This is a genomic window from Bacillus sp. FSL R5-0397, assembly GCF_038593395.1.
In the GTDB taxonomy this organism is placed as follows: Bacteria; Bacillota; Bacilli; order Bacillales; family Bacillaceae; genus Bacillus; species Bacillus altitudinis.
This window is the reverse complement of sequence record NZ_CP151992.1, coordinates 3,590,260-3,607,046: the sequence shown is the minus strand read 5'-3', so window position 1 is coordinate 3,607,046 and position 16,787 is coordinate 3,590,260. Positions and strand designations below refer to the sequence as shown.

The window sequence follows — 16,787 nt, the reverse complement described above, 5'->3', positions numbered from 1 at the left end:
ATGTTAAATAATATGCAGCCAATAGTTCAAGACTTTTTTTCTTTTTTGAAGAATGATTTAGTTGAGGTGTTAGAGTGTTTGTCCCATAGAGAACCTTGGCAAGATCATATGATGGGATACGAACTTCCTGAGCATTCAGAGGACGTTGAATTTAATAATGGAGTAATGATATTTATGGATACAGCATCTTATCATGAAATTGTGATGGATAATCTAGATTTCTATAGTTGCTTGGAAGAAATTTGTATGGAGTATGTTGCTGAAACTCCAGAACAGAAGGCACAAGTTTATTTACTTTTGGACAAAGTAAAGACTACTTTAAATTTGTGAAAATTAAACCTAACTGAGTAAACCTTTAATACGAAGGTTGATTAACTTATATGAGGTATTCAAATGTATTTAAGGAGCAATAATACTACCAAAATAAATAATTATTCTTTATACAAGATATTTCAACAGTAGAAGAAGTAGATCAGTATATAAGATAAAGTATATGAAACCTTTGACATTTACCAGAAACACAGGAAGTTAGGGGGTTTAACATTCACTAGCAGAAAGGGTATTTGATGTTTACTATTTCGAAGTGTAGGGCAGAGATAAAAATCTTTAAAAATATCTAATTTATTAGTTTGTCTAATCACAAAAGGAATGTATTAAATTATGTATTTTTCATTAGAGCATTTAAAACATCACAAAATAAAAGTTGATTGGAAAACTATATATGTAGGAATTAGGCTAGATTTGATCTCATACAAAGAAATAAGCAAGTATGCAGTGGAATACTTATCTAATCATACTGAATGTGAAAATTCTTTAATCCTAGAATTAGCTTGGGGTGCTGGCGATCCAGATGAGGATTATAGAAAACTCCAAATGATATTAGTAGAATTATACAATGATTTGGTAGAAGAAGAATCTAGCCAATGGGACATTGAAAAAAGGAAATGGAGATATGGTATAACGTCTCACTTAAAAGAAAAAAATAAGAAGTCACCTGAAGAGTTATTGGATGAATTGTGTGAAGTATACGCTGATTTTGGTTACCCTGAGGATATGGAACCATTTATTCATTATATGCCTCCTTCAGATGGTTATAATCCGTTACTGTATTCAAAAGAAGAGAATATAAATAGATTAGTATCTCTTTTTGATGAGTTTTTACAAAAAGAAAAAGCAGTTGTCCAATTCGAGCAATTTTAATTACTGATTAAAAGGTGACTAATGAAAATAAAACTTGAATTCGAACAAGGTGTGACAAACTACTATAAGTGGTTAGATCAGAAAATAAATGAATGTAAACAGTTAAGTGTATATAGTATAAACGGATATCACTTTTTAAATGATGGTGGAATAGAGGCTTTTCAAAGTTATTGTCAAAATGAATTAATCGAAATTTTTAGCGGGCAATTAACTAATTACCATGTTTATATCTTTCTAAGTAAGAAAGTAAATGATGTACATTCGCGAATAGAGAGATTCCGAAAAGTATGGAAATCAATTGATTCGGAAATAAATACTTCAGGTTTTGAAAAGGGGCCAGAATTACTTTTAGATGAACAAGAAAATCAATTTTATGTCAGTATGGCCAAAGTACCTCAATCTGATTTAGATAAGGCATTGCGAATAGTGGATCAGTATCAATCTAGTTTCATGATTGCCAGTAGAAGAGATTCTATGCTCACAGAGGAACCTATAAAAGATTTGTTTTTCACAGGATTGGATCAGAATAGTCATGAAGTAGATTATCAAGCGCTTTTTTTGAAGTATGGTTTGAATGGTGAAATTATCTTTAGATGGGGATCTGTTCTAGATGAGGCCGAATTGGCAATGATTTTAAATCAAGATCATACCCAGAAAATACAGGAGCGAATACAAAGCCATTCATAGTATCTCTAAAAGAGAATAATCCGTAATATTTTAAACAATCCCCACATTTGGGACTTGCCCTCCCTTTTTTGTGAGACTGGGAGCAAAAAACCGTATGAAACAGCCAGTTGTCGAAACTCTTTCGGTGACTGGTTGTTTCATTTCCCCTTTTTTAGAGATCAAAAAAAATCATTTGTTTTGTCAGAAGGTATTTACTTTCCTGCAATCAAGAGAACATAAAAGTCAAATACATGGAGACAACTAACTAGAGCATATAGAAAAGCCTACACAACTGTTAACGGAAATGGCCTTAAGGGTGATAGCGACTCCTAAACAAGGGAGATTGCTGTTTTTCTGAGATCATGAAATTGAATTGCTCTAGATGAATGTAGATGAAGTGTTTCATCATTTAACGAAACTTCTTGAGTACACCAAATGCTCAAGTTGATACGGTGATTTCATATTAATAGCCGAGGATTTTCATTTTGGATGATGCATAGAGCGTAAAGAATATTTTTATGAGTTTAGTCTTTGGGGGATGTGAGTTTAGAGGGATTTTTTCTATCACCATTTCCCTCAAATTTAAGCAATTCACTATCATTACCTTTCACATTCATATAAAATAAGAGCTAGTGAAAATTTGAAGAGATGCTTGATAAATGAAGGGCATGTAAGCTGTATGAAATGATGAGATGTTTCAAGTACGTGAAGGTTGCAAAGCTGTTTCTCCTCACGCATGAATCTTGTAAGCGTAACCATTATTTGTCACTTCATTGCAATGTGTTGAGGGGTGTGTCAGCATGAGGAATCCGTATTTGAGAACGGCTTCTAGTCTTTATATCAATTATTTTTTATTAGGTATGGTCAATATTATTTTGGCTTCTAATATGCCATTTTTGATCAAACAATTAGATACAAATAGTGCGGGGATAAGTTATATGATATCTGCACTCGGTATTGGCAGGGTGCTCACGTATGGTTTATCGGGCGTACTGTCAGATCGTTTTGGACGAAAGCCGGTCATTTTGGTTTCCGGGGTGCTGATGGCGGTGTTCCTCATTGGAATCCCGTTGTCTCCGAATTATCAAATCGCGTTTGCGTTTGCGATTTTGGCAGGGGTGGCGAATTCGGCGATGGATGCAGGGACGTATCCGGCTTTAATGGAAGCTTTTCCTCAAAACTCGGGATCTGCAAATGTGATGGTGAAGGCGTTTATTTCGATTGGGGCGACCATTCTGCCGCTCGCTATTTTCTTTTTAGCAGAGCATGATCTGTTTTATGGATTTGCGTTTTTTGTACCTGCTTTTATCTATTTAGTGAATGTGATGATGTTGTGGACATTGCCATTTCCGAATCATCGCAAGGTGGAGCAAGTTCAGGTGACGGAGCATGATGGACTTCCACGCTTCTCATCAGAGCCTACATTTTGGAGAGAAGGGGTCGCACTGATTGTGATCAGTTTTACATCAAATGGTCTGTACGCCTTGCCGCAAATTTGGCTGCCTACGTACGGTGAGGAAATATTGGGAATGGCTTCTGGCAGTGCTGTGAAGCTGCTTAGTTACTATAGCATGGGCGGTTTGCTGTCTGTCTTATTACTCGCATTTCTTTTGCGCCGTATTGTTCGTCCGGTCACCGTGCTGCTACTCTATCCGATTATTACATTAGCCTCTATCTGTGTGCTATTGGTCGTGAAGTCTCCAGTCATCGGGACCGTCAATGCATTTGTATTGGGCTTTTCAACAGCGGGTGTCTTTCAGCTGACGTTAACCGTAATGGCTGAGTTCTTCTGGAAAAACAAAGGGACGATGACAGGAATTATCTCAACAGCAGGCGGAGTGTCCGCCATTGTGATTCCAGTCGTCACTGGTTTGATCGAAACCCACTCGACCATTTTGCAAATCTTTATATTTGATGCGGGTGTGGCTGTTGTGGCGATCATCGGCGCAGTGTATATCCTTTATCGATATCGCCGTGTGATGATACACGAATAAAAAAAGACGACTTCCAAAGCGGAGGTCGTCTTTTTTCTGTGTTTCGTTTAGAAACGGTCATTTTCAAATAGAATTTGTTTCACTTGTTCAACAGGCATATCCTCGCCAGTAAAGAGTTTGTACGCAAGGGCACCTTGCCATAGCATCATGCCAAGACCGTTAATCGTTTTGGCACCAGCTTCTTGTGCTTGAGCAAGAAGTTTTGTTTTTTGCGGGTTGTAGACGACATCTGTCACGATTAAGTCTTTGCGTAATACATCAAGGGTATCGTCAATAATGCTGAGCTCATCTAATGGTTTCATGCCAAGGCTTGTCCCGTTTGCTAAGATCGCACTTTCAGCTACTTCACGACGGAAAGCGTCTTTGTCTTCAAGTGGGAAGATATTCGCTTTGACACCGAATGATTTCATTTCGTTGTTGATGTAATTTACATTTTCTTCTGCTTGAACAAAGTATTGATCATTACGAGCAAAAATACTAATTTCACGAATACCTGATTGTGCAAGCTGAATGGCGATCGGTGTTGCAGCGCCGCCAGATCCAACGAGTGTAACCTTTTGTCCAGCTAATTCAACGCCGTGTTCAATTAAGTTTCTTACATAACCAAGACCATCTGTGTTGTAACCAACCAGCTTGCCATCTTTGTTCACAACTGTGTTGCTTGCGCGAGTATATTTTGCAGAATCATCTAGTTCATCTAAGTAATCGAGTACTTTCATTTTGTTCGGCATGGATACGTTAAATCCAGCTGCACCCATTGCTTTCATCCCGTTTACTGCTGCTTCTAGTTCATCATTTCCTACCTCAAAAGCAAGGTAAGCATAGTTGATTCCTGTTAGTGTATAGCCAAGGTTGTGCATCCGTGGTGACAGGCTGTGTCCGATTGGTGTTGCAAGAAGACCGACTAATTTTGTTTTTCCATCAATATTACGTTCGTGTATGTTTGTCATGATTGACATCTCCTTTAATTATCTAAACAATTTTTTCATGCGTCGTAAAACAAAGACTGCTAACAATACGCTGATGACCGCAATGATCATATCGAAGAATAAAGTCATTTTAATATCGTACGTGCTGACGAGTCCGCTTGTAATCAGCGGAACAAGGATAAACGCTGAGCTTGCCGCAATGTTGACATATGATGAAGCCGTTGCTTTGTTTGTAGGGAATAATTTCATCATAATACTCATCGCCAACTGGAAAATGCCGGCTGTAAATAATCCTAAGAAAAAGGTACTAACAATGACAATGCCGTACGTTTCGATTTGAAATAGTGAAAGCATGGCAAGGAATGCCCCGATTGGGTAAATAATGGCGACCATAATCGGTGAAATGAATTTATCTAATACGATTGAAAGCAATAGAACAGATACGAGTGCACCAATACTAAAATAAGAAAGAAGCTGTGTCGCTTGTCCTGAGCCAAGCCCAATCAATTTCAACCCGAGCTGTGGAAGCCAAGTTTGCCATACGACAAATAATGCAGTAGACGTGAATCCCATAAGTACAACAGCTAAACCTTCACCAAACATTTTCGGTTCTTCCTTCATTTGCTCTTGAACGGGAAGATCGTTTTGAGAAGCCGTTTGCTTATGATTTGGGAACGGCATAAAGATCAAGTAAATGCCTACAAGTAAATAGAGAAGTCCTAGACCAAAGAATGCCCAGCCCCAGAAGATGTCATGTGCAATAAGGAATGCCAAGATAAATGGAAGAACAGTCGCACCAATTGATACAGACGCCTTTACTAAAACAGAAGCTGAACTTGCTTTTTTAGGAAATGATTCTGTCAAAGCAGGATATGTTCCTGAATCAAGTAATGAGTTCGCAATCCCTGCGGAAATGGCAAAAATGAAAGCCAATGTATAATTGGTCGTTATTGGAATCCCAATTAAGAATAATAAGTAGAGAAAGTTACCTGTAATAATGACAGGTTTTCGCCCCCAGCTGTCTGCCAGCCGGCCAGAGAAAAAGAGAGCAATTAATTTACCGATACCGATTGCTGATACAAGCAAGCTGATTTTTGGAATATCTACATGGTAGCGTTCAGATAAGCTTTCCATGTTTGATGCCACAATAATATTGATCATGCCTAGCATGAAATAGTTTAAGTACATGCCAAGTGATGATTTAATGTATGGATTTTTCATGTTCCCACTCCTATATTTGAAACCCTGTTCGGGCCAAATTCTTGTTACCCTTTGTTATTTCCTTAAACGTAAATAATATTAAGTCCATCACAACACCCCTTGTGTGATTGATGAAAAAAATAATGAATATTCATCTGTTCTTCAAATAAGTACATCGTTCTACTAAATAATTAAAAATAATAACAGTTATCATAAGTTGATGGACTTCCTTGATTTGATCAGAATCAAAAGATCCATCTTTAACTGTAGTTGATATGATAAATAACGATATGTTTACAAAAGGTATAACGATATACTAAAAGAAGCAACGAGATAAATATACTCCTGTGTATAAAATGTGTCAAGTTTATGACTTTGTGATTTAAAAAAAGAAAAATGTAATAAAGAAATAGTTGACTTGATCAATAAAAAAAGGAGAATCGCTTTGCAATTCTCCTTTCAGCGTGTAGACAAACCCTCGCATTCTTTGTCAGTCCTGTGCGCTGGTACTCACGAATGTCAAATTCGCTCCATGCCAGTGCTCGTCCTTCCTAGACTGCAAAGGTTTTCTATCACGCTGAAAAGAAGACAAAGGGCTAAAATCAAGTTCATTTTAGCCCTTTGTCAACAATCTGAAAGGAGAATCGCTTTGCAATTCTCCTTTCAGCGTGTAGACAAACCCTCGCATTCTTTGTCAGTCCTGTGCGCTGGTACTCACGAATGTCAAATTCGCTCCGTGCCAGTGCTCGTCCTTCCTAGACTGCAAAGGTTTTCTATCACGCTGAAAAGAAGACAAAGGGCTAAAATAAAGTTCATTTTAGCCCTTTGTCAACAATCTGAAAGGAGAATCGCTTTGCAATTCTCCTTTTCATGATCATGTCGAGGTTTCTCGAATATGAAGTTGAGGCTTTAATATCAATCGCTGCAGTTCTTCATCCTGCTCGTTCATTTTATGATATAAGAGGTTGGCTGCTTTGACTCCAATGGATCGTGGAAATGATGAGACTGTGGTGAGCGGCGGGTGATACATCTCCGCTTCAGGGATGTTATCGAACCCAACTACATCAATGTCTTCACCAGGCTTGATGTCACGCGCTGCCAATTCTTGAATCACCCCAAACGCCACTAAATCACTGAAGCAAAAAATAGCAGTAGGTGGTTCGGGAAGGTCAATCACTTGGGCAAGGGCTTCTTTCCCGCCTTCACGGGTAGGCACCATATCGATAATAAGAGATTCATCCATCGTCAGGTCCTCATCATCATGGGCTCTTTTGAACCCTTTCATCCGTTCAATCCAAGTGGAGGAGGATTTGACTCCGCCTAAGAAGGCGATGCGGCGATGCCCTTTTTGAAGAAGATGACGGACCGCCATCCAAGTGCCTTGTTCATAATCAACGCCGACATAATCACAATGGACATCTGCTAATTCACGGTTTGCCAATACTTTTGGTGTGCGAATGTTGTTTAATTGTTTCACCGTTCGTGTCGAACTTTTCGATGCTGGATTTAAGATGATTCCACCCACTCGGTGCTCTACCATTGTGGAGATGAGCCGCTCCTGCTTATCCACACTATCAAAGGTTGTCCCAAGTAAAACGGTATAGCCAAGTGACTCAAGGGTAGTTTGCACACCGATTAAAAATTCAGAAATGAAGGTGTTTGAAATATCCGTGACGATCACACCTACAATATTTGAACTTTTCGACCGCATGTTGGCAGCGACGCGATCGTACACGTATCCCAAATCCTCCATGGATTGCAGCACTTTTTTTCGGGTGGCTTCAGAGATCCTAGGGTTGTTGCGAACAACGAGTGAGGCCGTTGAAGTCGATACACCGGCATGCCGAGCGACTTCTTGTAATGTCACACGCTGTTTGTTCATTTTTTTCATTTGTCTTCACCAACTTCATTGGATTGCCTAACTATGGTTCATCATCAAGATGGATGTCTCCACCAAACGAGCCGAACATTCTTTGTTTCATTATACCTTAATCAAGGGGTGTTGATGAAGTGATGTCATATCAGCTTCAGATAAGGAGGAAACAACATCTTAAAAGATTACCATTGACAGCTTTCTTTTAGAGGCGTAAAATATAAAATTATTCAGAAATAGCAACATTTAAAGTAAATATCGAAGGCTATGATTGCTGTGGGTCACACTATGGCAGGAGCAGCTTCTGGAGAGACCGCATGTATGTGCGGCGCCGAAGGGTTCACAATCTCAGGCAAAAGGACAGAAGAGTACGAAATATTGTATTTGTGATGCATGGATCATACTGTGTATTGCTTTTCTCTATTTTGCTATTCTTTTATGACCGTGAGATTGGAGCGCATCCAATCTCTTTTTTTATGGACTTTTTGAGAGTTCATTATTTCAGTATAGGATCGTGTCGTAGGAGGGTGTTGAAATTGGCACAACAAGAGTTAAAGCGAGATTTATCAAACCGTCATGTTCAATTAATTGCCATTGGCGGAACGATTGGAACTGGGCTGTTTTTAGGGTCTGGAAAGGCCATTCAATTGGCTGGACCATCGATCATTTTTGCGTACTTAATTGTCGGAATGGCCATCTTTTTTGTCATGAGGGCACTTGGAGAATTGCTCTTATCTAAGGCGGGCTATCAGTCTTTAACGGATATAGCAGAGGATTATCTTGGACCATGGGCTTCCTTTGTGACAGGATGGACGTATTGGTTTTGCTGGATTATGACAGCGATGGCGGATGTCATTGCGGTCGGGGTGTATGTGCAGTACTGGTTTGATATTCCGCAGTGGATTCCTGCTATTATTTGTTTATTGATTTTGCTAGGATTTAATTTATTAACGGTGAAGCTTTTTGGAGAAATGGAATTTTGGTTTGCACTGATTAAAGTGATTACGATATTACTGTTGATTGGCGTTGGAATTGTCCTGTTAATCATTGGTTTCCAAACAGATGCAGGTCCAGTGACGGTAACGAATCTGTGGTCACACGGAGGATTCTTTCCAAATGGTGTGACAGGCTTCTTATTGTCATTCCAGATGGTGATTTTTGCGTATGTGGGCGTGGAACTTGTCGGTGTGTCAGCAGCAGAAACAGCGAATCCGCAAAAAAACATCCCGTCTGCGATTAATAAAATTCCATTAAGAATTCTATTTTTCTATGTAGGTGCGATTTTTGTATTACTATGCATCAACCCATGGACAGAACTCAGTGCATCAGAAAGTCCTTTTGTGAAAACCTTTGGGCTCATTGGAATACCAGTAGCGGCGGGACTCATCAACTTTGTCGTCCTGACATCTGCGGCGTCTGCTTGTAATAGCGGTATGTTCTCAACGAGCCGAATTTTGTATAATCTCAGTCATCAAAAACAAGGACCGGCATCCTTTGGCCGTCTAAATAAACATGCTGTTCCAAGTAATGCCCTGTTTGTGTCGACAATTGTGGTGTCAGTAGGGGCTCTTTTAAGCAAGCTGATTCCTGAACAAGCCTTTGGTATTGTGACTACGATTAGTGCCATTTGTTTCATTTGGGTATGGAGTATTATTTTAATATGTCATTTGAAATATAAGAAGACACGTCCTGAACTGCATAAGGCGTCTACCTTTAAAGCGCCATTTACACCTTTTGTGAATATAGCGGTTCTTGTGCTCTTTGCTGCCATTCTTGTCATCATGCTTTTCGCTGATGCAACACGTCCAGCCCTGTTATTGACACCCGTATGGTTTGGGTTCTTATTTTTGATTTATGCACGACAGAAACGTCGGTCAGCATAATGAACGAAAAAAGCACAGCCTTTTTAAATGGCTGTGCTTTTGCTTATTTAACGATTTCGAATCTTCAACATATAGTATGCATTAAGAATGATCAGAACAAGTCCAACGACGATGATGGAGAAGAGCTGAGAGTGATTGGCGCCAAGAGAATAGACAATCAAAATAAACATGGCACCGGTCAATAAAATATTCATCATTTGGAAAGTGTGAAAAAGCCCATCGAGCATCACATGCTTTTCGCCTTCATCAGAAATGGCGAGCAGTTTTTTGCCATAATCTTTATCGGATGGACTAGGTAGATGACGATTAGGATAGACGAGCTTTAGGACAGAGATCGATGCATAAGAAAGAATGACGGTGATCAAAAATAAGGCAGCATTTGCGAGAATCAGCCAGAGTGGTTGCTCGGTTACGATGGAAATACCAATTGCAATAATCGATAAAATGGTACTCACCGTATTAGCTAACGTTACATCAGTAAAGGTTCGGTACTGTTTTACCTCCAGTTCATCCTCCTCATCACCAAATACCGAAAGAGAGACTCTTTTCTTCATGCGCGAAATGCCTGAAAAACAATAAATGATGAATAGAACTGTCAAGCCAGTGATGACAAGAGTCGCTTCAAATGCAGCTTGCAGAAGTGTCAGCTCAAATTCGGCTGCCAGCAAACAGTAAGCACCGAGAAAACCAAGGAGAGCACCTAAGAGCATTTTATATACAGTTTTCATGTGAGTTCATCCTCCTCGAATAGAAAAATATGTTCAATGGGTTCTTGAAAAATACGTGAAAGCCTCATAGCAAGTAAGAGAGACGGCATTAATTCATCTCGTTCCATTAAGCTGATCGTCTGGCGGGAAACCTTTGCCCGTTTCGCAAGCTCCGTTTGGTTTAAACCATCACGTGCCCGCAGCTCTTTTAGCCGATTTTTCATTCTGTCACCTCAACTCTGATCAAAATGTTATCTTGATTGTAAAGTATTATATTCATTTTGACAAGTATAGTTGTCAAAATGATAAAAATAATTGTCAGAAAGATCGCCTTTATTCAAAAGGAAATCAATGATACGCTAAAGAAAAGAGAAACGGAAAATAGGTGATGCCCATGTTCATTGATCAATTAAAAAGTGACTTACATCAATCACAGCCGCTATTTATCGGAGAAGAGACAGCGTTCAAAGCGGCAGTCCTTGTCCCTTTGGTGCAAGTAAACGGGGAATGGCATGTTTTATTTGAAGTGCGATCACTGACGATGAGAAAACAGCCTGGCGATATTAGCTTCCCTGGCGGCAAACTCGACGGCGACGAAACCGCACAAGAAGCTGCACTGCGGGAAACATATGAAGAACTAGGGATTCCGCCCGAATCCGTCAAGGTGTTAGGGCAGCTCAGTCCTTATATTGCCTCTCCATCCTTTGTGGTATATCCATTTGTCGGAATCATTGATGAACAGCAGGTCAAACATTTCTTTAATCAAGAAGAAGTAGAGGAGACCTTTACTGTGCCTCTATCATGGCTCAGCCAATACGAACCGTACTTACACCATGTATCGGTGCAGCCAACACCAGGAGAGGACTTTCCTTATGAAAAAATCATGAATGGTGAAAAATACAGCTGGGGGAGTCGTTCGATTGAGGAGTGGTTTTATGATTACGATCGTTACACCATTTGGGGATTAACTGCCCGCATATTAAAACATTTTGTGATGGTTGCAAAAAGAAATTCCTAGAGAATCAGCTCTAGGAATTTGTTGTGGAAAGGCGTTCTTTTGCGGTTTCTTTTCCATTCCCTTTTCCAATTAGGATGGGCGCTTTAGCTTGGCTCAATCCATATGAAGGCATGTTCACGTAGATAGATTCATATGAGCCGGCTTGAATTTGATACGTTTCATGATAAATTCCGACCGCGTCATTATTTCGTGCTCTTTGGTTAAATCCTTTCCAAGCAGCCAAATGCTTCTCCATCTTGGCGTAGGCAAGGAGGTCCTCTGTTGATTTCCAATATTGGATCATGGTGGTGGTGCGTAAACCGAAGTAATTTTCTGTCCCGAGAAAACCAAGTTCTTCTTGATGTGTATAAAGTTCTTTGATCATCCCCGGCATCGCCTTAAATACTGGCAGCCATTGATGGACAGCCCAGCGTTTATTGATTCTCATTCCGATAATGAACACAACAATCGGTTCAGAATTGTCTGTTGTATACCTGCCAGCTCGTATATTTTTTTTCACTTGTTCATCCTTCTTTCTTCATCGATTCACAGGTCTCCACGCACCAATCAATTCCAGCCTGCGCCACTTTCTTTCCGTAATCTAACGTATACAGCCAATACTTCGCATCAGCTTCATCTGGATACAGCTCTTGAATGTTTTGTTCAATCGCAACATATGTCTCATAACGGATACGGAGCTGCCTCTCATAATCCTGTAAAAGCACCAATTTTTTCTCAAACGAAAGATATTGACCAAAGAATAACTTTAATAACACTTCATTTCGTTCTGATGGTACTTGATCGAGCGGCTGCGCCAGCCATTGCCTCAACGTGTCCAGCCCTTTTTCAGTCAGATGATACTCACGCTTGTCTGAGCGGCCAGTTGTAGAAGCGGGTGAAACCTTCGCCAGCCCTTCCTCGACTATTAACTTTAAAGCTGGATAAATTTGTCCATAACTAATTTTCCAAAAGTGATGCAAGCTCCTATCAATTAATTGCTTCACTTCATACCCAGACTTACAATCTGTCGTCAAAATCCCCAAAATCGCATACGTCGTATCATTGTATTTTTTCATTGATTAACACACCTATCTAAAAGATATATCATTTAGATATATAATAAACGATGTTTAACTGCAGATACAAGAGGTATGAGAAAAAAATAAATGCTAGAAAGGAGGTGAAGAGATCACTGATTTGTTAATCAATGAGATGAATCCTTCATATAGAGTGAACGATCATAGTTTGGAGGGGACATATGAGTAAATCGAAAATCTGGATCATGACTATTCTGGCGGTACTACTGATTGGTGGAGGCGGCTGGATAGCCTATCAAGCAATCGCAAAAAAGAGTGGTTTGAATCATCCCTACGCCTTTGCATATAAGACTCATGATCGTGTGAACTGGTTCAAGGTAACGGAAAGAAACGGAAAAGTAACAGGTCATCTGAATGAAACCATTTTAGAGGAAAATCCGAAAAGGCATTATGATCCCAATCTATTTATCAACAAATATCAATTAACTGGGAAATCAATTGAAAACGGTTACGAATTTTATGTGAAGCAAGGGAAAGAAACGGTCACATATGAAGTTCACCTTGCCGAAAAGGATCTTTCTGTGAAAAAACAAGGTGAAAAGCACAGCATCACATACAAAGCAGTTGATCAAAAAAACCTACGTGCTGTTCAACAGGACATTCATACTCGATATGAGAAACTGATGGATGACACGGAAAATAGATTTCATGATTATGTACGAAACTTCATTAAGAAAGTAACAGGCGCTTATGGTTATCTGTATACGGCAGAGGATGGTTCGTACCAACTATTTCTAAAAGTAAAACGAATGTATATGCAGTCTGAATGGGCAGGTTCTTTTCTAATGAGAAAGGCCCCAGGAGATGGTGGTGAACCTTATAAAGAAACGAAACATACAGCCGGTGGAGTTTCAGATGGGATGATGTTTGATTTGAGTACTTATCCTGCAATTGAAAAGGGTTTTATTTTAGGTGAAACTGACCGAGACGCCACATACATTAAATTTCCTTTTAAAATGGCAGGCGGGACAATAGAATTTAAAGCGGTCACGAAAGAGGAATATCAAGAACAAACAGAAGCATTCAAAAAGAAGGCGAAAGAATGGCAAAAGTAGATCGTGTTGGAACAGATGAATGTTGTGAATGGGATTTCAGGGCGATCAGAATAAATAGGGATCATGAAGGTTTTTCAAAACATATTTGAGTGGAGGTACGTATGAGTAAACTGAAAATGTGGGTCGTGTCTATCCTGGCAGTACTCATCTTAGGTGGAGGCGGCTGGACAGCATATCAAGCAATCGCACAAAAGAATTCATTAAATCATGCCTATGCATTTGCGTATAAAACGAAGGATAGAATGAGCTGGTTTGAGATATCTGAGAATAAAGGCAAAGTAACGGGGCATTTGAATGAAAAGTATATAGAAGAAGTGAGGTGGGATCCGCAAATCTATAAAAAACAATTTGTCGTATCTGGCAGTTCAAAAGAAAATGGGTATGAATTCAAAGTCACACAAGGTAAAGAAACGATCGTATACGAAGTTCACTTTTCAGGAAAAGACCTTTCAGTAAAAAAACAAGGTGAAAAGAAAGGCATGATATATAAGGCAATCAATCAAAAAAAGCTAGATAAATATCATAAAGAGATTCAAAAACGATATGATTATCTATTCGATACCGCTGAAGATAGGTTTTATGATAGTATGAGAAACTTCAAGGAGAAAGTGGCGAAAGTATATGGTTTTCTCTATACGGCAAAGGACAAACAACTATTTTTACAGGTGAAAACCATGCATATTGAGCTTGGATGGTCCGGCTTCCTTCTAATCACAACTGTTCCCGGAGAAGAGTGTAAGCCTTATAAAGAAATGAGATTAGAAGTCATGGGTGATACGGATGGAAGAAATTTTGTAATGGGCCATGAGCCTTCAATTGAAGATGGGATCATTAAAGGTTCCACTGATCGAGATGTAAAATCAATCAAACTTCCATTTAAAATGACAGGCGGTACTGTAGAGTTAAAAGCGGTTACGAAACAGGAATACCAAAAACAAGCGAAAGCATTCAAAAAGCAGGCGGAAGAAAGAAAAAAATAGATGATATGAAACCAGATGAGTGAACTTATCTGGTTTTTTATTAATAAAGAGTTCTTATTGATGATAAAAAATATTGGTGTATAAAAAAAGTGAGAAAGGTTGCTTCAACTAAATTAAAGAAAATTAATTTAGGTATATAGACCTTAATAATTTTTAGAAAAATAAATGTTGACGCTTTCATATAATCAATATATACTAAAAACAAATCCAATATAAATAAATTAGACATGTGACTGGTCATGCAGGCAGGATCTAAAAACGATGAATTTCTTTAATTTGTCGTTTTAGATCCTTTTTTTATTGCCAAAATATAGGTCTCATGTATGAGAAAAGGAGAAGAAAAAATGGATTACACACAAGTCGCCAAAGATGTTTTACAGCATGTAGGTGGTAAAGAAAACATTGCACACCTTGAACACTGCTCAACAAGACTTCGCTTCACACTAATTGATCAGAAAAAAGCAGATGTACCAGCATTAGAAAAAACACCAGGTGTCATAGCTGTCAGAATGTCAGGACAATGCCAAGTGGTCATTGGGAATGACGTGATTGAAGTGTATCAACAGGTAACAAATTTAATGGGCGGCAGCTCATCCGGGCAAGGCGTGCCATCCAATCAGCCAAAAGAAAAAAGAAAAGCAGGCACAGTTCTATTAGATTTCATTGTGGGTGTCTTCCAGCCGCTTGTTCCGGCTATCGCAGGCGGAGGAATTTTAAAATCATTTCTTCTCCTTTTCTCTTTATTAGGCTGGGTGGATGCAAAAGGCCAAACCTATCAAATACTGAATATGGTGGGTGACGCACCACTATACTTCCTGCCATTACTAGTCGCTGTCACAACGGCAAATAAACTAAAGGTAAACCCACTGGTCGCATTATCAGCAGTCGGTGCACTCCTTCTTCCGAACATGACAGCCATGCTTACTGAAGGTGCGCAATTAATGTCATTCGACGTAAAAAATATAGCTTATGCGTATCAAGTGTTTCCAGCAATCCTTTCTGTATTGCTTTACGCTCAAATGGAAAAATTCTTCACACGATTTTCACCAAAACCAATTCGGATTTTCTTTGTCCCAATGATGTCATTAGTCATTACTGTACCAGTTACGTTACTGTTATTAGGACCACTTGGTTTTACAGCAGGACAAGGGTTTTCATCCGTTATTCTTGCGATGTTTAATACAGTAGGCTGGGTAGCTGTCGCAATTTTAGCAGCGGTACTCCCGTTTATGGTTGCATCAGGCATGCACAAAGCAATGGTCCCTTATGCAGTGACAACGATGGGGAACCTCGGGAAAGAAGCGCTTTATTTACCAGCATCACTTGCGCATAATATTGCGGAAAGTGGAGCATGTTTCGCAGTGGCACTACGCACGAAAGACAAGGTACTCAGATCAACAGCCATTTCGGCAGGAATTTCAGCATTTTTTGGCATCACAGAGCCTGCTTTGTATGGTGTGACACTTCAAAATAAACGCGTACTTGGAAGTGTCATGATTGGTTCGTTTGTTGGCGGGATCTTCATTGGATTAGTTGGTATACAAGCTTTTGTACTTGTTGGTCCTGGATTAGCAAGTATGTCGATGTTTATATCAGATGAGCTTCCACGAAATCTAATGTTTGCTGTCATTGGAGCTGTCATTTCCTTCGTTGTTGCTTTTATCGCTGCTTTTGTATTAGGTAAGGATAAAAAAGTAGAAGAAAAGACAAATGATCAAGAAGCATTTGCTGAACAAATTGGAGCAGGGGAAACTTTCAAAAGCCCTGTGATTGGTCAAATGATCTCTCTATCTGAAGTAAAAGATGATATTTTCTCTTCAAAGGTCATGGGAGACGGAATTGCCATTGTTCCTTCAGAAGGAGCGTTATATGCACCAGTAGATGGTGAGGTCACTTTGCTGTTCGAAACAAACCATGCACTTGGTATGAAAACGGACAAAGGGGTGGAAGTATTATTCCACATTGGCATTGATACTGTACAGTTGGAAGGACAGTATTTTTATCCAAAAGTGCAGGCAGGAGATCGTGTACAAGCAGGGGATTTACTCATTGAATTTGATGTAGAAAAAATCATGGAAGCAGGATACGATCCAGTTACGCTTGCTGTCATCACGAATACAGATCAATATGATATTAAGGTACAGCCATTACAAGAGGTCAATCGCCAAGATACATTGATGGTTATCACCCAATTAGGAGGCTAAAC

16 protein-coding genes and 1 riboswitch are annotated in these 16,787 nt (G+C 39.4%); of the genes, 9 read left to right on the top strand and 7 right to left on the bottom strand.

Annotated features, from left to right (window positions below):
• From NSQ70_RS18475 to NSQ70_RS18460, 4 genes are all read left to right on the top strand, one after another.
• Complete coding sequence (locus NSQ70_RS18475; RefSeq protein ID WP_045033619.1) at positions 1 to 330, top strand: hypothetical protein; 330 nt, start codon at positions 1 to 3, stop codon at positions 328 to 330.
• 330 nt (positions 331 to 660) lie between these two features.
• A complete protein-coding gene (locus tag NSQ70_RS18470) occupies positions 661 to 1,200 on the top strand; it encodes a DUF2247 family protein (RefSeq protein WP_045033621.1) in 540 nt (179 codons plus the stop codon).
• Positions 1,201 to 1,221: 21 nt separating this feature from the next.
• Entirely contained in the window at positions 1,222 to 1,887 is a 666-nt protein-coding gene (locus tag NSQ70_RS18465; RefSeq protein WP_045033623.1) for a hypothetical protein, read from the top strand.
• Between the two features lie 779 nt (positions 1,888 to 2,666).
• A complete protein-coding gene (locus NSQ70_RS18460; protein ID WP_024720468.1) occupies positions 2,667 to 3,860 on the top strand; it encodes an MFS transporter in 1,194 nt (397 codons plus the stop codon).
• Between the two features lie 47 nt (positions 3,861 to 3,907).
• On the opposite strand, the gene NSQ70_RS18455 is transcribed toward NSQ70_RS18460, so the two are convergent.
• From NSQ70_RS18455 to NSQ70_RS18445, 3 genes are all read right to left on the bottom strand, one after another.
• A complete protein-coding gene (locus NSQ70_RS18455) occupies positions 3,908 to 4,810 on the bottom strand; it encodes a shikimate 5-dehydrogenase (RefSeq protein WP_008344408.1) in 903 nt (300 codons plus the stop codon).
• A gap of 18 nt (positions 4,811 to 4,828) precedes the next feature.
• Positions 4,829 to 6,010 (bottom strand): MFS transporter, encoded by a 1,182-nt coding sequence (locus NSQ70_RS18450; RefSeq protein WP_024720467.1) that lies wholly within the window; start codon positions 6,008 to 6,010, stop codon positions 4,829 to 4,831.
• Positions 6,011 to 6,863: 853 nt separating this feature from the next.
• Positions 6,864 to 7,880, bottom strand: a complete 1,017-nt coding sequence (locus tag NSQ70_RS18445) for a LacI family DNA-binding transcriptional regulator (RefSeq protein WP_007497313.1) — start codon at positions 7,878 to 7,880, stop codon at positions 6,864 to 6,866.
• 276 nt (positions 7,881 to 8,156) lie between these two features.
• A riboswitch (glycine riboswitch) is annotated at positions 8,157 to 8,236 on the top strand.
• A gap of 162 nt (positions 8,237 to 8,398) precedes the next feature.
• Here NSQ70_RS18445 and NSQ70_RS18440 point away from each other — a divergent pair.
• Positions 8,399 to 9,745 (top strand): amino acid permease, encoded by a 1,347-nt coding sequence (locus NSQ70_RS18440; RefSeq protein ID WP_024720465.1) that lies wholly within the window; start codon positions 8,399 to 8,401, stop codon positions 9,743 to 9,745.
• A 47-nt stretch (positions 9,746 to 9,792) separates the two neighbouring features.
• Here the strand turns inward: NSQ70_RS18440 and NSQ70_RS18435 are convergent, their stop codons facing one another.
• Positions 9,793 to 10,473, bottom strand: coding sequence for a DUF3169 family protein (locus tag NSQ70_RS18435; protein WP_327855462.1), 681 nt, complete (start codon positions 10,471 to 10,473; stop codon positions 9,793 to 9,795).
• Positions 10,470 to 10,676 (bottom strand): helix-turn-helix transcriptional regulator, encoded by a 207-nt coding sequence (locus NSQ70_RS18430; RefSeq protein ID WP_008347396.1) that lies wholly within the window; start codon positions 10,674 to 10,676, stop codon positions 10,470 to 10,472. Before NSQ70_RS18430 ends, NSQ70_RS18435 begins: the two co-directional genes overlap by 4 nt.
• A 170-nt stretch (positions 10,677 to 10,846) precedes the next feature.
• Between NSQ70_RS18430 and NSQ70_RS18425 the strand changes: the two genes are divergently transcribed.
• Positions 10,847 to 11,470, top strand: coding sequence for a CoA pyrophosphatase (locus tag NSQ70_RS18425; protein WP_342502346.1), 624 nt, complete (start codon positions 10,847 to 10,849; stop codon positions 11,468 to 11,470).
• A gap of 10 nt (positions 11,471 to 11,480) precedes the next feature.
• Here NSQ70_RS18425 and NSQ70_RS18420 read toward each other — a convergent pair whose 3' ends face one another.
• Together NSQ70_RS18420 and NSQ70_RS18415 are read right to left on the bottom strand one after the other, a co-directional pair.
• A complete protein-coding gene (locus NSQ70_RS18420) occupies positions 11,481 to 11,969 on the bottom strand; it encodes a DUF4188 domain-containing protein (protein ID WP_125589239.1) in 489 nt (162 codons plus the stop codon).
• 4 nt (positions 11,970 to 11,973) lie between these two features.
• On the bottom strand, positions 11,974 to 12,525 hold the full coding sequence (locus NSQ70_RS18415; RefSeq protein WP_008347390.1) for a PadR family transcriptional regulator: 552 nt from the start codon (positions 12,523 to 12,525) through the stop codon (positions 11,974 to 11,976).
• Positions 12,526 to 12,707: 182 nt separating this feature from the next.
• Between NSQ70_RS18415 and NSQ70_RS18410 the strand changes: the two genes are divergently transcribed.
• From NSQ70_RS18410 to NSQ70_RS18400, 3 genes are all read left to right on the top strand, one after another.
• On the top strand, positions 12,708 to 13,601 hold the full coding sequence (locus NSQ70_RS18410) for a hypothetical protein (protein ID WP_047946699.1): 894 nt from the start codon (positions 12,708 to 12,710) through the stop codon (positions 13,599 to 13,601).
• 101 nt (positions 13,602 to 13,702) lie between these two features.
• Positions 13,703 to 14,581 carry a hypothetical protein gene (locus tag NSQ70_RS18405; protein ID WP_056703957.1) on the top strand — a complete coding sequence of 293 codons (879 nt, stop codon included), beginning with the start codon at positions 13,703 to 13,705 and terminating at the stop codon, positions 14,579 to 14,581.
• A 344-nt stretch (positions 14,582 to 14,925) separates the two neighbouring features.
• A complete protein-coding gene (locus NSQ70_RS18400; RefSeq protein WP_039164904.1) occupies positions 14,926 to 16,785 on the top strand; it encodes a beta-glucoside-specific PTS transporter subunit IIABC in 1,860 nt (619 codons plus the stop codon).
• The last annotated feature ends 2 nt before the right edge of the window (positions 16,786 to 16,787 follow it).

Excerpts from the sequence above, each read along its gene's own strand:
- NSQ70_RS18475 (WP_045033619.1), top strand. The coding sequence starts at position 1 with ATGTTAAATAATATGCAGCCAATAGTTCAAGACTTTTTTTCTTTTTTG.
- NSQ70_RS18470 (WP_045033621.1), top strand. The coding sequence starts at position 661 with ATGTATTTTTCATTAGAGCATTTAAAACATCACAAAATAAAAGTTGAT.
- NSQ70_RS18465 (WP_045033623.1), top strand. The coding sequence starts at position 1,222 with ATGAAAATAAAACTTGAATTCGAACAAGGTGTGACAAACTACTATAAG.
- NSQ70_RS18460 (WP_024720468.1), top strand. The coding sequence starts at position 2,667 with ATGAGGAATCCGTATTTGAGAACGGCTTCTAGTCTTTATATCAATTAT.
- NSQ70_RS18455 (WP_008344408.1), bottom strand. The coding sequence starts at position 4,810 with ATGACAAACATACACGAACGTAATATTGATGGAAAAACAAAATTAGTC.
- NSQ70_RS18450 (WP_024720467.1), bottom strand. The coding sequence starts at position 6,010 with ATGAAAAATCCATACATTAAATCATCACTTGGCATGTACTTAAACTAT.
- NSQ70_RS18445 (WP_007497313.1), bottom strand. The coding sequence starts at position 7,880 with ATGAAAAAAATGAACAAACAGCGTGTGACATTACAAGAAGTCGCTCGG.
- NSQ70_RS18435 (WP_327855462.1), bottom strand. The coding sequence starts at position 10,473 with ATGAAAACTGTATATAAAATGCTCTTAGGTGCTCTCCTTGGTTTTCTC.
- NSQ70_RS18430 (WP_008347396.1), bottom strand. The coding sequence starts at position 10,676 with ATGAAAAATCGGCTAAAAGAGCTGCGGGCACGTGATGGTTTAAACCAA.
- NSQ70_RS18425 (WP_342502346.1), top strand. The coding sequence starts at position 10,847 with ATGTTCATTGATCAATTAAAAAGTGACTTACATCAATCACAGCCGCTA.
- NSQ70_RS18415 (WP_008347390.1), bottom strand. The coding sequence starts at position 12,525 with ATGAAAAAATACAATGATACGACGTATGCGATTTTGGGGATTTTGACG.
- NSQ70_RS18410 (WP_047946699.1), top strand. The coding sequence starts at position 12,708 with ATGAGTAAATCGAAAATCTGGATCATGACTATTCTGGCGGTACTACTG.
- NSQ70_RS18405 (WP_056703957.1), top strand. The coding sequence starts at position 13,703 with ATGAGTAAACTGAAAATGTGGGTCGTGTCTATCCTGGCAGTACTCATC.
- NSQ70_RS18400 (WP_039164904.1), top strand. The coding sequence starts at position 14,926 with ATGGATTACACACAAGTCGCCAAAGATGTTTTACAGCATGTAGGTGGT.